This is a genomic window from Achromobacter sp. NCFB-sbj8-Ac1-l, assembly GCF_052695805.1.
The window spans coordinates 5,472,049-5,490,967 of record NZ_CP199812.1 but is presented as its reverse complement, the minus strand read 5'-3'; the positions used below and the strand labels follow the sequence as shown (position 1 = coordinate 5,490,967).

Annotated in this window: 17 protein-coding genes; 3 read left to right on the top strand and 14 right to left on the bottom strand. The window is 65.2% G+C overall.

Annotated elements, in window-relative coordinates; all coding sequences use genetic code 11:
- Positions 1-73 precede the first annotated feature (73 nt).
- Positions 74-505: a RidA family protein gene (locus ACUDP5_RS25220; protein WP_263909759.1), complete on the bottom strand. Its 432-nt coding sequence runs from the start codon at positions 503-505 to the stop codon at positions 74-76.
- An 18-nt stretch (positions 506-523) separates the two neighbouring features.
- A complete protein-coding gene (locus ACUDP5_RS25215; protein WP_445657502.1) occupies positions 524-1,981 on the bottom strand; it encodes a 2-hydroxymuconic semialdehyde dehydrogenase in 1,458 nt (485 codons plus the stop codon).
- Between the two features lie 183 nt (positions 1,982-2,164).
- On the opposite strand from ACUDP5_RS25215, the gene ACUDP5_RS25210 reads away from it, so the two are divergent.
- Positions 2,165-2,638, top strand: coding sequence for a MarR family winged helix-turn-helix transcriptional regulator (locus ACUDP5_RS25210; protein WP_445657501.1), 474 nt, complete (start codon positions 2,165-2,167; stop codon positions 2,636-2,638).
- 11 nt (positions 2,639-2,649) lie between these two features.
- Here ACUDP5_RS25210 and ACUDP5_RS25205 read toward each other — a convergent pair whose 3' ends face one another.
- From ACUDP5_RS25205 to ACUDP5_RS25185, 5 genes are all read right to left on the bottom strand, one after another.
- Positions 2,650-3,543, bottom strand: a complete 894-nt coding sequence (locus tag ACUDP5_RS25205; protein ID WP_445657500.1) for a YihY/virulence factor BrkB family protein — start codon at positions 3,541-3,543, stop codon at positions 2,650-2,652.
- A gap of 225 nt (positions 3,544-3,768) precedes the next feature.
- Positions 3,769-5,409, bottom strand: coding sequence for a chaperonin GroEL (gene groL, locus ACUDP5_RS25200; RefSeq protein WP_006227642.1), 1,641 nt, complete (start codon positions 5,407-5,409; stop codon positions 3,769-3,771).
- A gap of 37 nt (positions 5,410-5,446) precedes the next feature.
- Positions 5,447-5,734 carry a co-chaperone GroES gene (gene groES, locus ACUDP5_RS25195; protein WP_006221616.1) on the bottom strand — a complete coding sequence of 96 codons (288 nt, stop codon included), beginning with the start codon at positions 5,732-5,734 and terminating at the stop codon, positions 5,447-5,449.
- A 548-nt stretch (positions 5,735-6,282) separates the two neighbouring features.
- Positions 6,283-6,798: a nucleotidyltransferase family protein gene (locus ACUDP5_RS25190; RefSeq protein WP_445659213.1), complete on the bottom strand. Its 516-nt coding sequence runs from the start codon at positions 6,796-6,798 to the stop codon at positions 6,283-6,285.
- A 727-nt stretch (positions 6,799-7,525) separates the two neighbouring features.
- The gene (locus tag ACUDP5_RS25185; RefSeq protein ID WP_445657499.1) at positions 7,526-7,837 is read right to left on the bottom strand and encodes a hypothetical protein; all 312 of its coding nucleotides are present in this window, start codon (positions 7,835-7,837) and stop codon (positions 7,526-7,528) included.
- 377 nt (positions 7,838-8,214) lie between these two features.
- On the opposite strand from ACUDP5_RS25185, the gene ACUDP5_RS25180 reads away from it, so the two are divergent.
- The gene (locus ACUDP5_RS25180) at positions 8,215-8,664 is read left to right on the top strand and encodes a lysozyme inhibitor LprI family protein (protein ID WP_263909787.1); all 450 of its coding nucleotides are present in this window, start codon (positions 8,215-8,217) and stop codon (positions 8,662-8,664) included.
- A gap of 104 nt (positions 8,665-8,768) precedes the next feature.
- Here the strand turns inward: ACUDP5_RS25180 and ACUDP5_RS25175 are convergent, their stop codons facing one another.
- From ACUDP5_RS25175 to ACUDP5_RS25145, 7 genes are all read right to left on the bottom strand, one after another.
- The gene (locus tag ACUDP5_RS25175) at positions 8,769-10,877 is read right to left on the bottom strand and encodes a TonB-dependent siderophore receptor (RefSeq protein WP_445657498.1); all 2,109 of its coding nucleotides are present in this window, start codon (positions 10,875-10,877) and stop codon (positions 8,769-8,771) included.
- A gap of 303 nt (positions 10,878-11,180) precedes the next feature.
- On the bottom strand, positions 11,181-12,602 hold the full coding sequence (locus ACUDP5_RS25170) for an efflux transporter outer membrane subunit (RefSeq protein WP_445657497.1): 1,422 nt from the start codon (positions 12,600-12,602) through the stop codon (positions 11,181-11,183).
- A gap of 10 nt (positions 12,603-12,612) precedes the next feature.
- Entirely contained in the window at positions 12,613-13,542 is a 930-nt protein-coding gene (locus ACUDP5_RS25165) for an HlyD family secretion protein (RefSeq protein WP_263909791.1), read from the bottom strand.
- Complete coding sequence (locus tag ACUDP5_RS25160; protein WP_263909793.1) at positions 13,535-13,729, bottom strand: DUF1656 domain-containing protein; 195 nt, start codon at positions 13,727-13,729, stop codon at positions 13,535-13,537. The genes ACUDP5_RS25165 and ACUDP5_RS25160 overlap by 8 nt, the downstream gene beginning before the upstream one ends.
- Positions 13,719-15,731 carry an FUSC family protein gene (locus ACUDP5_RS25155; RefSeq protein ID WP_445657496.1) on the bottom strand — a complete coding sequence of 671 codons (2,013 nt, stop codon included), beginning with the start codon at positions 15,729-15,731 and terminating at the stop codon, positions 13,719-13,721. Before ACUDP5_RS25155 ends, ACUDP5_RS25160 begins: the two co-directional genes overlap by 11 nt.
- A 243-nt stretch (positions 15,732-15,974) precedes the next feature.
- Positions 15,975-16,907, bottom strand: a complete 933-nt coding sequence (locus ACUDP5_RS25150) for a LysR family transcriptional regulator (protein ID WP_445657495.1) — start codon at positions 16,905-16,907, stop codon at positions 15,975-15,977.
- Positions 16,908-17,043: 136 nt separating this feature from the next.
- Complete coding sequence (locus ACUDP5_RS25145) at positions 17,044-17,928, bottom strand: MurR/RpiR family transcriptional regulator (protein WP_445657494.1); 885 nt, start codon at positions 17,926-17,928, stop codon at positions 17,044-17,046.
- Between the two features lie 76 nt (positions 17,929-18,004).
- On the opposite strand from ACUDP5_RS25145, the gene ACUDP5_RS25140 reads away from it, so the two are divergent.
- Complete coding sequence (locus ACUDP5_RS25140) at positions 18,005-18,901, top strand: oxidoreductase (RefSeq protein ID WP_263909802.1); 897 nt, start codon at positions 18,005-18,007, stop codon at positions 18,899-18,901.
- The last annotated feature ends 18 nt before the right edge of the window (positions 18,902-18,919 follow it).

Sequence of the window (18,919 nt, the reverse complement as noted above, 5' to 3'; positions counted from 1 at the left end):
CCGGGGGCGGGGATCCTGTTCCGAAGGAAAAGCCGGAAGGCGGTCGCGCGCCATGGCCGTGCGCGGGGAAGGCTTAACGCGCGAGCGGCTTGTAGGCGACCGCCTTGATTTCAATCAGCAATTGCGGGTGCGGCAGCTGATGCACCGCCACGGTGGTGCGTGCCGGCCCATCGGCGTTGAAGAACTCGCCGTAGACCTGATTGTAGCCACCGAAGTCGTTCATGTTGACCAGGAAAGTACTGATCTCGACCACGTCGGCAAGGGTGGCATCGGCGGTGGCGAGGATGTCTCGGATGTTCTCGATGACGGCGCGGGTCTGCACGCGGATGTCGAGCGTGGCCGTGCCCAGGGCGTCGACTTCGGCGCCGGCGATGCGGTTGTCGGGCAGGCGCGAGCTGGTGCCGGAGACGAACAGGAAGTCGCCGGCACGCTTGATGTGGGGATACTTGCCGCGGGGCGTGGCTTTGCCGGCGACGACGGTGGCGCTGACGGGGGCGGTGGTCATGGTGGTTTCCTTGGAGGCCTAGAGCTTGATGCAGACGTTGGTGGGTTCGGTGTAGAAGTGCAGCGAATGGCGGCCGCCTTCGCGGCCGATGCCGGACAGGCCGCTGCCGCCGAAGGGCGTGCGCAGGTCGCGCAGGAACCAGCAGTTGACCCACGCCAGGCCGACTTTCATGGCCTGGGCCACGCGGTGGCCGCGGGTCAGGTTCTGGGTCCAGACGGCGGCGGCCAGGCCATAGCGGGTGTCGTTGGCCAGACGGATGGCCTCGTCTTCGGTGTCGAAGGGGGCCACGTGGCAGACGGGGCCGAACACCTCTTCCTTGATGCAGCGCGCGGTCTCGGGCAGGCCGGTCCAGATGGTGGGCTGCACGTAGGCGCCGGCATCGCGGGCGTCACCGAATTCGGGGATGCCGCCGCCGGTGACGACGGTGGCGCCTTCTTCGCGGGCCAGGGCGAAGTACGACAGCACTTTCTCGCGGTGTTCGCGCGACACCAGGGGGCCCATGCCGGTGGAGGGGTCGTCGGGCCAGCCGATGCGCAGCGCCTGGGCGCGCTCGGCCAGCGCGGCAACGAAACGCTCGAAGATCGGGCGTTCGACGTACACGCGTTCGGTGCACAGGCAGACCTGGCCGCAATTGGCGAAGACCGAGCGCGCGGTGCCGTCCACGGCGGCATCGAAGTCGGCGTCGGCGAATACCAGCGCCGCATTCTTGCCGCCCAGTTCGAACGACACGGGTTTCACGCCCGGCGCCACGGCGCGCATGATGGCCGCGCCCGTGGCCGATTCGCCGGTGAAGGTGATGCCGTCGATGTCGGGATGCGTGGTCATGAATTCGCCCGCGGACGCCGGGCCGAAGCCGTGCACCAGGTTCAGCACGCCGGCCGGCAGGCCGGTGTCGCGCGCCACTTCGGCCAGCAGGGTGGCGGTGGACGGCGTGACTTCCGACGGCTTCATGATGACGGTGTTGCCAAAGGCCAGCGCGGGCGCGACCTTCCAGGTCAGGAGCAGCAGCGGCAGGTTCCACGGCGAGATCACGCCCACCACGCCCAGCGGCTTGCGATAGGCGTAGTTCAGCGCCTGGCGGCCGTCGGGCGTGTCGGTCATGTAGCTTTCCATGTCCAGCGTGCGGGCCAGTTCGGCAAAGGCGCGAAAGTTGGCCGCGCCGCGCGGAATGTCGATCTGGCTGGCCCAGGACACCGGCTTGCCGGTGTCGCCCATCTCGGCCTGCAGGAAGTCGTCGAAGCGGCGATTGATGCCGTCGGCCAGCGCCAGCAGGTGCTCGGTGCGGGCGGCGACGGGCAGCGCGGCCCAGGCGGGCAGGGCGCGATGCGCGGCGGCCACGGCGCGGTCGACCTGTTCGCGGCTGGCCTCGTGGGCTTGCGCGATCAGGGCGCCGTCCACCGGGCTGTGCTTGTCGAAGGTGGACGCGCCGTCTTCGAAACGGCCGTCGATGTAGTTGCGCAGTTGGCGGATCGTCATGATCGAGATTCCTGAAGGGGCCGTGGCGGTCTGGCGACCGGGTCAGGCCTTGCTTATAAAGTACGTATACGTACTATTATGGCGATAGTAAGTAGGTGCCAAGGCGAAGTCAATGCCGGGTTTTGCCGGAGGGGGGCAAGGTCAGCGCCTACAATCGCCACGCGTATTTCAAGGAACCGCCCGATGCCCGCATCCCGTTCAGCCCCGCCCCAAACGTTGCAGGATTTCGACCTGACCCAGGTGGCGTCCCACTTGCTGCGGCGCGCCCATTTCCGGGCCGAGGGGCTGTTTGCGCAGGCGTTTCCCGAAGAAGACCTGACGCCGCGCCAGAAGGCGCTGCTGATCACGGTGCACCAGAACCCCGGCGCGACGCAAAGCCGCATCGCCGAGCTGATCGCCCTGGACCGTAATTCCTTCGCGGAAATGATCGCGCGCATGACGGCCAAGGGTTACGTACGCCGCACGCGCTCCGCGCAGGACGCGCGTGCGTACGCGCTGGAAATCACCGACGAGGGTATGGCGTTGCTGGCCCGCGTGCTGCCGCGGGACGCCGAGGTCGAGGCCGAGGTGCTGGCGCCGATTCCACCTGAACTGCGGCCCATGTTCTTGAAGTGCCTGCGTCTGATGGCAGGGCTGGAGCCGGCAGAGGCGCCGTAAGGCGGGTGGCGTCAGGGAGTAGGCGGCTTGGCCGCACGGCCAAAGCGCAGCGCGAACTGGCGCGTGAACACCGCGCCAAAAAAGAAGATCTGCGCCGAGTAATAGATCCACAGCAGCAACGCGATCAGCGAGCCCGCTGCGCCATAGGCCGACACGGCGGCTCCTCGGCTGAGATACACCCCGATGCCCCACTTGCCCACCAGGAACAGCGCCGCCGTCACGATGGCGCCCGGAATGACGTCGCGCCAGGAAATCCGCGCGCTGGGCAGCAGCTTGAAGATCACCGCGAACAGCGCCACCACCACCGAGAACGAGAACGCGGTGGAAATCCAGTCGGCCACCGTCGCGAAGGCGGACGCGGCCCACAGGTCGCCGTAGTACTTGCGCGCCGCGCCCAGCGCCGCGTTCACCGTCAGCGAAATCAGCAGGAACAGCGCCAGCACCAGCACCAGGCCGAACGACAGCATGCGGCTGCGCACCATCCCGTGCAGCCCGCCTTTCTGGTTGGCTGAGACTTCCCACAGGTCATCCAGGCTGGCCTTCAGTTCGGCGAAGGCCGTGGTGGCGCTGAAGATGAGCACGAAAATGGAGATCAGCGCCGCGATCCAGCCGCCGCCCGATTCGTGGGCGCTGGCCAGCACCGTCTGGATCACCTCGGCGCCGCGCTCGCCCGTCAGGTCGCGCAGCGACGAGAACAATTCCGACCGCACCGCGTCTTCGCCAAAGAAGGCGCCCGCCACCGCGATCACCAGGATCAGCATCGGCGCCAGCGAAAACACCATGTACAGCGCCAGCGCGGCGCCCTTGCTGGACGCGCGGTGGGTTGACCACTGGTTGGCGGAATCCATCAGCAGCCCGCCAATCTCGGACGGACGCAGGGCACGCAGGCTCTGGGGTAGACGCATGGGACAGGGCTCGGGCTTGGGATCCCTCATTGTAGGGACGCATGCGTCGCCGCGATACCCGCAACTTGTAGGCAAGTGTTCCGACTCGGGACACAGGCGCGTCGCAGAACCGGGCGGCCAGGAACGCTTTGCACAAAAAGAAAACCCCCGGGGCGAAGGTCCGGGGGTTTCTCGGGGTACTGTTCCCCGGCCGAAGCCGGGGAGGCCTTGCAGGGTAAGCGGGACTTAGAAGTCCATGCCGCCCATGCCGCCCATGCCACCCGGCATGGCCGGGGCAGCGGGCTTGTCTTCGGCCAGTTCGACCACGGCGGCTTCGGCCGTCAGCAGCAGGCTGGCGACGGAGGCAGCGTTTTGCAGGGCGGTGCGGGTCACCTTGGTGGGATCCAGCACGCCTTGCTCGACCAGGTCGGTGTACTCGCCGGTCGCGGCGTTGTAGCCGTAGTTGCCCTTGCCGTTCAGCACGTTGCTGACCACGACGCTGGCTTCTTCGCCGGCGTTCGTGACGATGGTGCGCAGGGGCTCTTCCACAGCGCGCAGGATCAGCTTGATACCGGCGTTCTGGTCAGGCGTGTCGCCCTTCAGGTCAGCGATGGCTTGCTTGGCACGCAGCAGAGCCACGCCGCCGCCAGCCACGACGCCTTCTTCCACAGCAGCGCGGGTAGCGTGCAGGGCATCTTCGACGCGGGCCTTCTTTTCCTTCATTTCGACTTCGGTGGCAGCGCCAACGCGAATCACGGCAACGCCGCCGGCCAGCTTGGCCACGCGTTCTTGCAGCTTTTCACGGTCGTAGTCGGACGTGGCTTCTTCGATCTGGATACGGACTTGCTTGACGCGAGCCTCGATCGACTTGCTGTCGCCAGCGCCGTCGATGATCGTGGTGTTTTCCTTGCCCACTTCGATGCGCTTGGCTTGGCCCAGTTCAGCCAGGCCGGCCTTTTCCAGCGACATGCCGGTTTCTTCGGAGATCACCGTGCCGCCCGTCAGGATGGCGATGTCTTCCAGCATGGCCTTGCGGCGGTCGCCGAAGCCCGGGGCCTTGACGGCGGTGGTCTTCAGGATGCCACGGATGTTGTTCACCACCAGGGTGGCCAGCGCTTCGCCTTCGACGTCTTCGGCGATGATCAGCAGCGGACGGCTCGACTTGGCGACTTGTTCCAGCACGGGCAGCAGGTCACGGATGTTGCTGATCTTCTTGTCGAAGATCAGGACAAACGGGTCTTCCAGCACGGCAACTTGCTTTTCCGGGCTGTTGATGAAGTAGGGCGACAGGTAGCCGCGGTCGAATTGCATGCCTTCGACGACGTCCAGCTCGTTTTCCAGCGACTTGCCGTCTTCGACGGTGATGACGCCTTCCTTGCCGACCTTGTCCATCGCGTCAGCGATGATCTGGCCGATGGAGGAATCGCTGTTGGCCGAGATCGAGCCGACTTGAGCGATTTCCTTGCTGGTCGTGACCGGCTTGGATTGCTTCTTCAGTTCGGCGACGGCGGCGGCGACAGCCTTGTCGATGCCGCGCTTCAGGTCGATCGGGTTGAAACCGGCGGCAACGTACTTCAGGCCTTCCATGACGATGGCTTGAGCCAGCACCGTGGCGGTGGTGGTGCCGTCACCGGCGTTGTCGGAGGTCTTGGAGGCAACGTCCTTGACCAGTTGGGCGCCGATGTTCTCGAACTTGTCCTTCAGTTCGATTTCCTTGGCGACGGACACGCCGTCCTTGGTCACGGTCGGGGCGCCGAACGAGCGCTCCAGCACGACGTTGCGACCCTTGGGGCCCAGGGTGGTCTTGACAGCATTGGCGAGGACATTCACGCCACGGACGATGCGCACGCGGGCGTCGTCACCGAACAGTACTTGCTTGGCAGCCATTTGTTAGCTTCCTTCGAAAATTCGTTTGAGGCAGGGTTTACTGGACCACGGCGAGGATTTCGTCCTCGCGGATGACGAGCAGCTCTTCGCCGTCAACCTTCACGGACTGGCCGGCGTACTTGCCGAACAGAACCTTGTCGCCAGCCTTCAGGTCGACCGGCAGGATCTTGCCGTCTTCGGTCTTCTTGCCGGGGCCGACGGCCACGACTTCACCCTGGTCGGGCTTTTCAGCGGCGCTGTCGGGGATGACGATGCCCGACGCAGTCTTGCGCTCGTTTTCGAGGCGTTTGACGATCACGCGATCGCCCAGGGGACGCAAGGCCATGAGGAACTCCTGTTACTTAAGAAGAAAGTGAATGATCGGGTTGGCCCGGGAGACTGTTAGCACTCACCGGAGTCGAGTGCTAATTATAGGGATGATGTGGTGGGGTTCAAGGGGGTGGGGGCGGCCTGTTACATCTTGAGCGGGCAGGGCGGGCTATCTGTCGAATGTCATTCAACTTGGAATTTGTGTCACTCAAGTTGGAACTGGTAGCGTCCCCATATAGTTGTCGAAATTCATCCAACTTGGGATTTACGTCATCCAGTTTGGGAATCGAGAATTTTCGATATACAAGCGCTGGTGCGGCCTCCAGCCGGATTTCGTCCCTGTAGGTCCGATTTCGTGTGTCATGCACTGGCGATGCCGCCTGTCAGCCTCGGGGTGAAGCCTCCGTGTGGCTGGCAACCCAAGGCACCTGACCTGTGTGCGACGCCCGCCAGGCCCCGCTTTGGCCGTGTACGCTCAATACGGGTGGCGAACGACCGCCGCTCTCTACCTGCTCTGCAATTGGACGACAGGCCGATTCCGACCCAAAGCGGTCCTATGTGCGGTCAGGGTGTACAGATTGAAAGCCGAGGCCATCGGTGGCTGAATCGCTTGGAATTCACCCGGTGCACAAACGTTGAGACGCTCGCCCGCCGAGGGTTGTGCCGAACGCGCAGTTCAAACAGGTCATTCAATCCGTACGGCGCTATGACCTTCAATGATTCATCACCGTCCAGGTAAATGCCAACGCAAGTGGCAAACTCTGGCCAAGTGGCCAGCCCATCGTCCAAAGACGTTAGGGGTGAAACCACCTGGCCGAGGGCTTCTGCGAACCACTCGTGCACTCTGGCCTGGTTTGTCACTTCCCAAGTGAGCGAGGGAAGGAGCCAATGCAGCCGCTCTTGAAGTTCGGCATCCAGAGCTGGAGGCGCATCAGCATCAAAGTACGCAACGTCCACGTCATCCAAGTTCGAGGGCTCCTGAATGCCATGCAAGCTATCCCAAACCAAGGATCTGATGGCCCCTGCACCGATGCACCACGAGGGCAAACCAAGGCAGCGAACCGCCCGCAGCGCAGCCATCAGTTGCTCAGAGGATTCGACGAGGTCGCATAGTTGTTGCTCATAGCCCACTCGAACATTTGTCATCATTTCGTCTGGAACTAGAATTTCGGGTTGCTTGTATGTGGAAGCAGCATATCCGGAATCGTCGGCTGACCGTTCCTGGCCGATGGCAGTCGTTCGTCAACCGCGTCTAGAGCATGGCCGTTGTAGGGTTGGCCAAGCGGCCTGGTATGGGGCCTCGCGATGTGATGCACCCAGGTTCAATGAACTTTCTGGGAAAGAACGCCATGTTCAATGAACCAGCGAGTGCAAAGTGGATGAACCAAATTTCCCCAACTCATTGATTTGAATGGAATCAAGTTTCCACTTTCAATGAACTTCGACATCAGGAAATGGCCGTAGTTCGGAGAAGCAGGTTTTCGGGCAGAGCCGGCCGTGCATCACACCAGTGGCCAGCTCAATATGGTCTGCGGCGTTAGGAAGACTATGCGGAGCAGGGCTATGTAGAACAACCAAACGCCGATCACCTCGACAGGTGGCCAGCGCTTTGCAAAGTCGTGAGGCTCTGCGGTTGGATGGCCATATGTCGCTTCTTTGAACGGCTAGGTCTAGTCACGTCTGCGGCCTTGTTCCAGATCGACTGCTGGCATGCAGTTCGGCGCGGCGCTGCGTGAAGTCCAGGAGACGCAGGTCGCGGGCTGTGATGGCAGGCCGACGCCGTGCGCCTGCGGACCCGAGATGCGGTTCAGGTGGCGGTATCGACGTTCTTGACGCGTAGGTTGAGCGGGCGCAGCTTGGACCACAGCCACAGCCCCGCGGCGGTGCTCGTGCCTACGACCAGCGTGATGCCGGTGGCGATGAGGAAGCCGATCACCGGACTCATCAATAGCGCATCGAGGCCCTCCAGGACGCGGCCGTTCCATTGGATCGAGCCCAAGCCGAAGAAAGTGCCGATGGCGCACACGATCGCGAACGGGATCCAGGCCAGGTACTGCCCGATGGCGATCAGCTTGAACACGGACTTGAGACTTAGCTTGCGGATTTGGATGTCGCGCACGGCGCCTCCGGGTAATCAGGGTTGAGCATGGACGCGCTCGAACTTAGCCAACATTTGCATGAGTCCCGCCCCCAAATCTGTTGCGGGCTCCTGCGCCCGATTCCGGCAACACTGTAACCGAAAGCGCCCAGCAGTCGCGAGCTATGCTGATAACCCCTTTTTGTCGTGGGATTCTGGTTCATAGTCTGTGCTGGTCAACGCAATGACGGTGCTGGGGTCATTAGGGTCACGCCCGCTTGATGGCCGCAGCCCAATCCTGGACTTCCTTGCCCGGGAAGGCGCCTGGTTCCGCGATTTGCACAACCTTTCGACAAACGGGAAAATCGACCCCTTGGTCCACGCTATCCGTGGCCGCAGACTATTCAGGAGTGAAGGACGTGCGCAACCCCGTTCCCGCGGCAGTACCGACCGGCATCATGGAAGGCCGGTGCCGGCAAAGCGCTCAAGGCAAACGTGCGATCCTGCGTGCTGTCATCTGCGCGGTCCTCGCTGGCTCTCCTTTCCTGCAGATCGAAGCCGCCCATGCCGCCGGCTTCGACTGCAAGGCCGCGAAGACCCATGTCGAACATCTGATCTGCGACGAACCCGCGCTGTCCAGGCTGGACGACCAGGTCAAGGCGCTGTACGACAAGATTCAGGCCGAAACCGCTGGCCGTGATGGTGAAACCGGTGAATGGCGCGATCCTGTTGCGAAAGAGCAGACGCAATGGCGCACGACCGTGCGTGACCGTTGCCCCGATGCCGCCTGCCTGAAATCCGCCTACGTGGAACGCATCGCTGCCATGAAAAAGAACTGGGCAGAGGCGCTGGGCCCCGCGGGCAAGTAATACGCGAAGCCCTCCGGGGGGCGAATTTTGCCATTCAACAGGGTCCTGTCGGCGCCGAAGCAAAAGTGAGCCACTGTGCCGCTTCGGATAAATGCCCCGTGATCTCAGTGGCGAAGCCCCACCGTCAACAAGGTGGTGCGTCCGTTGCCTAGCGCGACGGCGTTACGCACCCCGCCGGCGTAATAGTCTTTGTCGAAGAGGTTGTTCATGGTCAACGCCACCCTCCAGCGTTCCGCGTTGTACGCCACGCCAGCATCCGCCACGACGTATCCAGGCAGGTCATAGCCGTAGGTATAGCGGTTTCCTTCTGCGCGCAGGCCGCCCGTGAGCTCCCAGCCGGCCAGGCTGCCGTGCATCCGATAGCGCGCAGTCAGGTTGACACTGTGTCGCGGCACGCTGTTCAGGCGGGTATTGTTGGTCGTCGGCTGTTGGCCACCATCGTCAACGGTAATGGCGGAGAGATAAGCGTATCCCCCCATGAGGCTCAGGCCATTGCCCAGGTCCGACGCCCATCCCAGTTCAGCGCCCCGCGTGCGCTGCTTGCCGACCGCGATGCTGTAGCCGTCGTTCACCGGGTCCGACTGAAGGACATTCCGGCGCTCAAGATCGAACGCCGCCAACGTGATGCTGGAAGCGCCCTCGTCAAGATCGATCTTCACCCCGGCTTCCCATTGATTGCCACTTTCCGGCTTGAACGAGCTGCCGTTCGCGTCGGTGCCGCTGTTGGGATAGAACGACGTGGCATAGCTGACATAGGGGCGCACGCCCGGCAGGACTTCGTACATCAGTGCGGCAGAGCCCGTGATGGCATGGTCGGTGCTGTCCTGCCGGACCTGCGTGCGATGTTCGGTCGAGTCGGTCGTGGCGGTGTCATGGCGCAGGCCGAAGACGGCGTTCCATCGCTCGCCGAGCGCGATCTGGTCGCGGGCATACAGGCCGACCGAGCGCACGGTGCTGCTGCTGTCGGTGCGCGGGTTGGCCGGGCAATTGATGGGGCTGCCGTAAACCGGCTTGTAGACGTCGAGATCGCGCACCGAGCAGTTGTACGACAGGCTGTTCTCGCGCGTGCGCAGGTAGTCCAGGCCCAACGTGATGTCGTGCCGGCCGAACCCGGTGTTGAATCCTCGTTGCGCATTGGTGTCCACGGTGAACGTGTCGCCGTCCCAATGCTGGTCTGTCGCCGTGCGCCGCAGCGTCCGATTGTCGGCGCGCAGCAGGCCATTGGCGACCAGCTGGCCATTGAGCGTGAACGTTTGCCAGCGCAAATTCTGGTTCACCGTCCAGCCATTGTCGAAGCGGTGCGTCAGCGCATAGCCCACGCGGCTTTGGTAGCCTCGATAGGGGGCCTGGTCGGGCTCGCCGGTAAAGCGGTCACGGGGAATCGCGCCATTGGGGTTGGACTGGACCGACCCCACGATCGGCAATCCCTGCTGACGGATGTAGCGGCGTTCCTGGTAGCTGGTCAGGATGGTGAAATCCGTGCGTGCGCCCAGATCCAGGGACAACGACGGGGCGACGAACCGGTTCTTGAACCAGACGTGGTCGGTTTCGTCATGCGAGTTCATGGCCAAGGCATTGATGCGAAACGCCGCCTTGCCGCTGTCCGACAAAGGGGTGCCCATGTCCAGCGTAGCCTGCCGGAAATCGTGGCTGCCCACGGTGACGGCAGCATCGGCGAAGGCCTCGGCGCGCGGGCGCTTGCTGACCATGTTGACCAGGCCGCCCGGAAGGACCTGACCGTAAAGCAGCGAGGCAGGCCCTTTCAGGACTTCCACTTGTTCCACGCCGGAAAGCGCTTCGGCGATCCGGTTGCTTGCCGCCGTGCGCAGTCCGTCCAGGAACAGGGAATCCGAGGCCACCTGGCCGCGGATGATGAGGTCGTCCCAGCCACGACGGCCGAACTGATTGGTGACCACACCGGGCACGTTATCCAGCGCGTCGGCCAACGTCTGTGCCTGCTGCGCGTCCAAGACCGCCCGGGGCACCACGGTGATCGACTGGGGCGTCTTTGCCAGGGGAACGGACGATTTGTTGACCGCCGGCGGCGCGACCGGGTTGAACAGGCCGCTTTCGCCGGAATCGCCTTCGCCGGTCACGCGGACGGCGGGCAGTTGTACGGGGGAATCAGACGTCTGGGCAACGGCCTCGAACGGGGCGAAAGGGGTGGCCAGGGCCAGGACGGTGGCAAGTGCCGGAACGGAGCGTAGGGGCATGAAGGGACGGCAGGCGGTGGAGGACTGAGGAGAACGAATGCGCGAGACCATTTCCCATTAATGAGAATGGAAACTATTTATTGTAGACTTACCTCGTTCGACGGGGGCGGCAATGTGCGCGAAATATCCGCTTTGGGCCGCTTCCGATCACGCTCCCGTTCATGCGCCGCCTGCCGAACAGGCGCATCCCGGCCTGCGCTTGCGCAGCCTGGCTGCCCCGCATGGCGACCGCTTTGCCGCCGAGGCGCTCATGCGCCAGGCAAACGGTGAACTGCTGCGGGTGTGGGAAATGACCTGGTCTGACTATCCGGCACCCAGCGCCTTGTACAAGGAGATCGCGCCGCGCAGTTGCGCCAGTTGACTGAGCGCGAGGGCATCGCGTGCCTGGTTCAGGCTGCGTTGCGCCACCAGTACCGGCAGGTAGGCGCTCAGCCCGCGCGCGTAGCGTTGGGTCGCCTGTTGCAAGGCCTGCCGGCTGTCGGCCACGGCCCCCTGCAATGCGGCTTGCCGCTGGCGTTCGCTTGTCCAGGTTGTCAAGGCGTCCTCCACGTCGCGCAACGCGGCTCGCACATCCCTCTCGTAGACGCGCCGCACGGCCTCGGCGTTGGCCTGCGCCGCGGTCACGCCCGCCTGCGCGCGTCCTGCATCGTAGAGGGACTGGCTACCTTGCAGCGCCGCCGACCACGCCAGGCTCGCGCCCGAAAACAGGTCATGTATGACGCTGGCGGTGGTGCCGATACCCAGCGGAATGCGGAACCTGGGGAAGCGTTCGGCCTGGGCCGCGCCGATCTGCGCGGTGGCGGCGGCCAGGCGTCGTTCGTCCGCGCGCAGGTCGGGGCGCAGGCGAATGACGTCCGAAGGCAGCGACAGCGGCAAGTCGGCAGGGATGGGCAACGCCGGCGCTGGCGTGGCCAAGGCGGCATGCCAGTCACCGGGGAACCCGCCCGCCAGCACGCCGATGGCATGGCTTGAACGGGCGATGTCCGCTTCCAGCAGGGGGGGCTGCGCCTCGGCCGCTTCGCGCTCGGCGCGGGCTTGCGTGACGTCGGCCAGCGTGCCCAGGCCGCCGCGGTGCGCTCGTTCGGCCAGACGCTCGGCTTCACGCAGCGTGTGAATGTTGTCCTGCGCGATGACCAGGCGCCATTGCGCGGCGCGCAGCCCGACGTATTCGGACACCAGTTCGGCAGCCAGGCTCACTTGCAGCGCACGATGGTCCTCTGCCAGCGCCTGGATGCCGGCGTTGGCGGCCTCGATCGCCCGGCGCGTGCCGCCGAACAGGTCGAGTTCCCAACTGGCATCGAACCCCAGATGCCAAGTCCGCGCCCGTCCGCCGGGCTGCGAGCTGAGCGCCTTGCTGCCACGTACGGCATCGCCGGCGGCCCCGATCGATATCTCCGGCATGGCGGCCGAGGCGATCTGCACACGCTCGGCGCGTGCCTGGCGCAGGCGCGCCAAGGCGATGTCCAGGTCCTGGTTGTGCGCCAGGGCCTGCTCGACCAGCCGGTCGAGCAAGGGATCCTTGAGGGCGCGCCACCAGGTGCGCAGGCCATCGTGCTCGCCGCCGGGCATCGCGGCATCGGCCTCGATCCAGTGCGCGGGCACGTCCAGCGCCGGCGCGTGGTAGTCCGGGCCCACCGTGGTGCAGCCGACCAGAACTGTCAGCAGCGCGGTCAGCAGGGGGGGCTGCCGCAGGCGCATTTGCTTGCGAGGGTTGGGGGCATGCATGGCCTGGCCCTCACATCCAGTCGTGCAGCAGCGAGAGCAACCGGCCCTGGGGAACGGGGGAGCCTGCCGATGGGGTGACCTCGATGCTGCCGGTCATGCCGGCCGCCAGCACGACCTCATGCGGGACAAGCTCGAACTCGATGCGCACCGGGATGCGCTGCGCCAGTCGCACCCAACTGAAACTGGGCTCCACGCTCGGCAGACCCTGCGCATCGGCCTGCTGGTTGGTATCGGCGATGCCCCGCCCGATGCTTGCCACCCGTCCCGCCAACACCTGGTCGAACCCCATGAGGCGGATTCGCGCCGCCGCACCGGGCTGGATACCGCGCAGTTTGGTTTCCTCGAAATAGCCGGTGATCCAGAAGCTGTTGGCGTCGATCAAGGCGATATTCGGCTGGCCCGCCACGGCATAGTCGCCTTTGTTCAATCGCAGGCGGGTGACGTAGCCGTCCGTCGGCGCGCGCAGCACGGTGCGCGCCAGGTCCAGCTTCGCCCTGTCCACGGCGACCTGCGCGCTGCGCAGCTCTGCCTGGGCGATGGTCACCGCCTGGTTCGCGCGCTGGATTTCCTCGGCAGGTACCAGGCTTTCCATGCCGCGGCGCCGCCGCGCATCCTCGGCCTTCTGGCGCAAGGACGCTTCGGCTACCGCCAACTGCGCCTCGGCTTGAGCCAATGCCAGCGCGAAGGTGGCGTTGTCGATGCGATAGAGCACCTCGCCCTGTTTGACGTATTGATCGTCCGTTACCGACACGTCGGCAATGGTGCCGGACACTTCAGCGGCAACGCGCACGATCTGTGCGCTGACCCGACCATCGCGCGTCCAGGGGGCGACGACATAGGCGCGCCACAGCGCGCTGACCAGGAAGCCCGCGGCGATGACCACCGCGAGAGTCAGTCCTGCTCGCAGCAGGGGTTGGGTGGGCAATGAGCGTTCAGACATACAGTACCAGCAGGGAAACGAGACAAAGGGAAATGGCGAACTCGAACAAGCCGGGATGCCACACCCGGCGCAGCATCCCGCTGCGCGCCAGCGCGTAGCGTATGCCCAGGTAGATCGGCAGGGCCGCGCAGGCATAGACGAAGAACGGCGGCAGGTAGATGCCGGCCAACGAGAACTCACTGAGCATGGGCATGGCCTTCAAGGGGGGGCGAAACGTCGTTCGCATGGCGGTCCAGCAGCGCGGCGATGTCCTGCAGCAGGGCGGTCAACGGCTGCAAGTCGCCCATCGCCGTGCTCGAACGCGCCGGCAAGCGCGCCAAGGATTTCGCGGCGCGGCGGGCATGTCGCGCCGCGCGAGCGGGATCAGCGGCCCGCTGGCGCAAATGGCGCAGCGTGCCGGCCACCACGCGCGGCCATTCGGCGTCCTGGGGCGCCTGGCGCAGCCAGCGTCGCAAGCGCAGGACTTCCTGGCCCAGATGCAGGCTGGTCAGCGCCTGGGCGATGGCGCGATCCATCGCCTGCGGCTGTGCCCTGAGCAAGGCGCCGAGTTGCGCGATGCGGTGTTGCTGGCGCCATTGCCATGTCCTGGCATCGGCAGGCTCGCCGCGCAAGGTTTCCAGCGCCTCATCGCGCATGCGCCGGCGCAAGCGCGTGACGTCGCGCGCCAGGTTGCGCGGGAGCAGGATCCTGAACCCCAACAGCGTGAAGCACGTCGCCAGGATCCAGGCCACGGAGCCATTGAGGAACAGTGCAAAGTCGTAGCGCATCGGGTTGTCCGCTGCCGCCAGTGTCGTGAAGGCCACCAAATAGGCAACGCCCGCCAAGGCATGGCGCGGCATCGTGGTGGCATAGACGCCCGGCAGCCAGAACAGGCACAGGACCACCAGCAACAGCGGCAGGCCTGAGACATGCGGCAGCACGATGAAGGTGCATAGGAAGGCCATCGCCACGGCAGCCACCGTGCCCTTGATGAACTCGGCGGCGCCCAGTGCGGGATTGGCGGCGGTGGATAGCAGCGCACACGCCGCCGCCATTCCGGCCAGCATCAAGTTGCCGTACGTCCAGCCGGTGGCGATCCAGAATGCGCCGCCCATCACCACGCTCAGCAGGGCGCGCAAGCCGTTCTGGAGGGCCGCTGCCGTGTCGCGGTGAAACGGCACCGACACGCGCGCCGGCGTCGGCCTGGGTTGGTGGAAATGTCCGATGCCCTCGATGGCTTGCAGGTAATCGTCGAGCTGCTCCAGCAATCGGTCGCCCGCGATCATCAGCGCAGCCTGGTCGGACGGATCGTCTGGCGAGGTCGCGCTGATCGCGGCCGCCAGCCGGGCGCGCAGGCCGGTCAGGAGCCTGGCTGCGCGCGCCCTTCCGACGGGGCCGGGTTCCTGTGCCAGGGCCTGCCCGGCTTGCCGCCATGCCTGCTCCCACTCCGGCTGCAGCGCGCGCAGCGTGGCGAGGCTGGCGCTGTGTTCGCGCAGGGGCGGCACGCCGCCCACCAGGGAAGAAAACAATGACACCATCGTGTGTCGCACCGTGCCGGCGCGCCGGGCCAGATCGGCAGACTCAGCCTTGCCCAGTGCCAACAGATCGTCTATGCCATACACCTCGGTGATAAGGTTGCGCCGTCCGGCGTCCAGGGGCTTGCGGCCGGCTTCGGCGCTGTCCTGAATGGCCTGGTGATCGGTCGCCAGCACATCCGCCGTGGCAATGGCCAGGCGGTCCAGCTGCCGGGACAGGCGATTGCGCACACTGAGGGTGCTGAACAGGGTCGACACCACCGCCAGGCACACCACGCCGAGCAGCACGGACGCGCCGCGCCCCATCACCTGGTCGAAGGTGCGTTCGGGATGCTGCATGGCGCCGTACGCCGCCAGCCCCACGGTGTAGCCCGCCAGCGCTGCGCCATAGGCCCGGAAATGACGCAGCAAAGTCATGCCCGCCACGCATAGCCCCACCCATGTGCCAAACCCGAGCAGGAACAACCAGGGCATCTGTCCGAAGGCGCTCATCAGCACGAAGGTGGCCAGCATGCCGGCCAGCGTTCCCACGACCCGCCACACGCCTTTGCCGATCACGCCGCCCTGGACGGGATTGATGACAAGCAGAACGCTGGAGGCCGCGGCATAGGGCGCGTGCAGTTTCAGCAAATAGGCCGCTACGAGGGCCAGGCTGGCAGCCAGGAGTGAACGCATCACATAGGCGGCACGCGGTGTCGTCAGGTCGAGATACGGCAGTCCGCGCGCCAGCCCTGTCCAAAGCCAGGCATGGCGTGGGAAAACGCCTGAATCCGCTTCAGGCCCGTCCGCCGGAGGCATGATGCAACCCTTTTACAGTGAGCAATACGTGTCACTGTAGGCAGGCCCAATCATTCCGAAAAGTGAATTTATTGCAATCGATTGATTGCGTATCACGCACGCCTGAGGGCGTGTCCGCCGCTAGGGTTGGGCAAGCTTTGCCGCTTGGGCGTGGCTGTCGTGGCACAGCGCATGAATGGTCTGCCGCAGCCATTGATGGGCGGGGTCGCCATCCAGTCGCGGGTGCCATGCCTGCGTCAGCAGCACTGTTTCCAGCGGCGTCGGCAGGTCGAACAGGCGAATGCCCAGGCCCGCGGCCAGCGCACTGCTGGCCAGATGCCGGGGCAAGGGCAACAGCAGATCCGAATCCTGCAGCGCGAACAGCGCCGTATACGGATTGGGTACGACCAGCGCGACGTGTCGGCGCAGCCCCAGCGCTTCCAGGGCGTCATCGACTGGCCCGCCGGCCTTGCCGCGCCGCGACACGCTGATGTGTTCCCAGCGCGTGAGGCGTTCGGGTGTGATTTCGTCGTCGAAAATCGGGTGGTTGGCGCGTGCGGTGCCCACGAACGTCGTGGTGAACAGGGACTGCGCGCGAATCTCCGGCCCCAGCTTGCGCGAGGCGCTGATGAACAGGTCGATGCGGCCGCTGCGCAGCGCCTCTTCGTCCACATCGTCTTCCTCTGGCGAGAAGCGCAGCATCGCGCGCGGCATCTCGCGCGCCATTGCGTCCAGGAGACGGCCCAGGTGGATACTCACGAATTCATCGGTCGCGCGGACATTGAAACGCCGATCCAGCGACTTCAGGTCGATCTCGGCACCCGCGGCGAACACCTGCGAGGCCTGCTCGACCGCCACCCGCACCTGTTCGCGCAGCGCCAGCGCCTTGGGCGTGGGCACGAGCTTGCGCCCGACCTGAACAAACACGGGATCGCCCAGCGCCTCGCGGATGCGGCTCAACGTGCGGCTCATCGCCGGCGCGCTCAGATGCATGCGCCGCGCGGCGCCAATGACGCTGCCCTCGTCCAGCAGCGCATCCAGCGCCAGCAGGAGGTTGAGATCGGGACGTGCCATCGATGCGCCTTCGTTGTTTACCTGCATGCAATCATAGGGTCTTTCGAATAACGCTCAAAGCATGCAGCAGACGGGTCGATCCCCACCGCATGCGCCACCGCTGCAGCGAGAACCAGTGCGATGGTGCCGGGCGGCATCAGGAAATGTCAGGCAGATCGATGCCCGCTCGCTCCGCCCGGCGGCTTCGCGCTTGATCGCGCAGCGCGAGGGCGGTGACAAGCGCGTCAATGACGACGAGCTGGGCCAGCCGGCTTCCCGCAGCGGCCATCTGTGACGGCAACGGCATGCCGCCGACGACAAGCGCGACTTCCGCGAGGGCGGCAAGCGGCGTGTCGTACTGGTTGGTGACGGCAATCAGCGAAGCCCCGGCCGAGACGGCCGCGTCGGCGACCGCGAGGGTCGATGCCGTGCGGCCGGTTGAACTGATGGCGATTACCACGTCCCCAGTGCCGAGGAGCCTTGCCGCGATCATTGCCGACAAGTGGTCCGGGATGCCAACGGACATCACGCCGATCGTGCGTAGACGGAAGACGGCATCGGCGGCCACCGTCGAGGAAGGACCCGCGCCGAATGAAAACACCTGGCGCGCGTGCTGGATTCGCTCGACCGCCTTGTCGAGCGCGGACAGGTCGATGGCCCCGCCGAGTGCGGTCAGTGCGTCGGTGCCTGCGCGAATGGATGTTTCCAGCACAGAGGCCGACGTCGAATCCGCGGTAAGCACTTCAGGAGGCGCGAAGAACCGGGCCGTGCCGCGAGCCCGCGCGATGTCGATCTTGAGTTCGGTGAACCCGGTGAACCCGAGCGCACGCGCGGCGCGGACCACGGTCGGCGGCGACACGCCAGCCCGGGCAGCCACTTCCGCGGTCGTGCTTGCTCCCACGAATAGAGGATCGGCGAGCAGGAGGTCGACGACTTTCGCCTCGCTTGCGGCGAGGTCGCCACTGCGGGCTTGAATGCTGCCCATCCATTGCTGCAATCGTTTCTCGCTTTCTGAAACGCCATTACCTGTTTCTTTGTCCATGTGAAATAGATTACATTCACTGGGCGGCGGGCACAAGCCTCGCGCAAGCAGATGCTGTTACCAGGATGACGCGCTCATGAACATGGAAATCAACACGGTTGTCGCGGTCGTGGGGCCGGGGGCAATCGGCACCACCGTCGCGGCGGCGCTGCACCAGGCGGGCCGTTCGCCGTTACTGTGTGGGCGTACCCCACGCGATCACCTGACCCTGCTGGACGGTGAGCGCGCTATGACCGTCCCCGGCCCTGTTCGGACGCATCCCGCACAGGTCGATCGCGTCGCGGACATCGTCTTTCTGGCGGTCAAGTCCACACAAATCGAGGCGGCAGCGCCATGGCTTGCGGCGCTGGTCGGTCCCGAAACCGTGGTGTGCGTCCTGCAGAACGGGATTGAACAGGTGGACAGGGTCGGCCCGCACATGCCGCAGGGGCAGATCGTTCCCGCTGTCGTGTGGTTCCCTGCGCAAGCACAAACCGATGGCTCGGTACGCCTGCGCGGCGATGCGCGGCTCAGCTTGCCAGACACGTCGGCTTCCCGCATCGTGGCCGAAGCGTTGCGAGGCAGCTGGTGCGCCGTCGACTTGGCCCCGGACTTCAGTGCGCTGGCTTGGCGCAAGCTGATGCAGAACGCGGCAGCGGGACTCATGGTGTTGACGTCGCGTCGCTGCGGCATGTTCGGCCGCGCTGACATCGCCCGGCTTACGCTGGATTATCTGCAGGAGTGCCTGGCCGTGGCACGTGCAGACGGGGCCGTTCTCGGCGACGACGTGCCGCAAGCGATTCTCGAAAAATTCCAGGCGGCTCCCGCCGACATGGGCACGTCGATCCTCACGGATCGAGAAGCCGGCCGGCCACTCGAATGGGATATTCGCAACGGCGTCATCGCGCGGCGCGGCCGGGTTCATGGCGTTCCTACGCCGATCAGCGACATCCTGGTGCCGCTGCTGGCGGCCGCGAGCGACGGCCCGGGTTGACCCCAAGGCCGGGCCTGC

Bases quoted from the DNA above. Each gene is read 5' to 3' on its own strand.
- ACUDP5_RS25220 (WP_263909759.1), bottom strand. From the start codon at position 505: ATGACCACCGCCCCCGTCAGCGCCACCGTCGTCGCCGGCAAAGCCACG.
- ACUDP5_RS25145 (WP_445657494.1), bottom strand. From the start codon at position 17,928: ATGGACAAAGAAACAGGTAATGGCGTTTCAGAAAGCGAGAAACGATTG.
- ACUDP5_RS25210 (WP_445657501.1), top strand. From the start codon at position 2,165: ATGCCCGCATCCCGTTCAGCCCCGCCCCAAACGTTGCAGGATTTCGAC.
- groL (WP_006227642.1), bottom strand. From the start codon at position 5,409: ATGGCTGCCAAGCAAGTACTGTTCGGTGACGACGCCCGCGTGCGCATC.
- ACUDP5_RS25165 (WP_263909791.1), bottom strand. From the start codon at position 13,542: ATGTCTGAACGCTCATTGCCCACCCAACCCCTGCTGCGAGCAGGACTG.
- ACUDP5_RS25140 (WP_263909802.1), top strand. From the start codon at position 18,005: ATGAACATGGAAATCAACACGGTTGTCGCGGTCGTGGGGCCGGGGGCA.
- ACUDP5_RS25215 (WP_445657502.1), bottom strand. From the start codon at position 1,981: ATGACGATCCGCCAACTGCGCAACTACATCGACGGCCGTTTCGAAGAC.
- groES (WP_006221616.1), bottom strand. From the start codon at position 5,734: ATGGCCTTGCGTCCCCTGGGCGATCGCGTGATCGTCAAACGCCTCGAA.
- ACUDP5_RS25155 (WP_445657496.1), bottom strand. From the start codon at position 15,731: ATGCGTTCACTCCTGGCTGCCAGCCTGGCCCTCGTAGCGGCCTATTTG.
- ACUDP5_RS25205 (WP_445657500.1), bottom strand. From the start codon at position 3,543: ATGCGTCTACCCCAGAGCCTGCGTGCCCTGCGTCCGTCCGAGATTGGC.
- ACUDP5_RS25175 (WP_445657498.1), bottom strand. From the start codon at position 10,877: ATGCCCCTACGCTCCGTTCCGGCACTTGCCACCGTCCTGGCCCTGGCC.
- ACUDP5_RS25190 (WP_445659213.1), bottom strand. From the start codon at position 6,798: ATGGCTGCGCTGCGGGCGGTTCGCTGCCTTGGTTTGCCCTCGTGGTGC.
- ACUDP5_RS25160 (WP_263909793.1), bottom strand. From the start codon at position 13,729: ATGCTCAGTGAGTTCTCGTTGGCCGGCATCTACCTGCCGCCGTTCTTC.
- ACUDP5_RS25170 (WP_445657497.1), bottom strand. From the start codon at position 12,602: ATGCATGCCCCCAACCCTCGCAAGCAAATGCGCCTGCGGCAGCCCCCC.
- ACUDP5_RS25150 (WP_445657495.1), bottom strand. From the start codon at position 16,907: ATGGCACGTCCCGATCTCAACCTCCTGCTGGCGCTGGATGCGCTGCTG.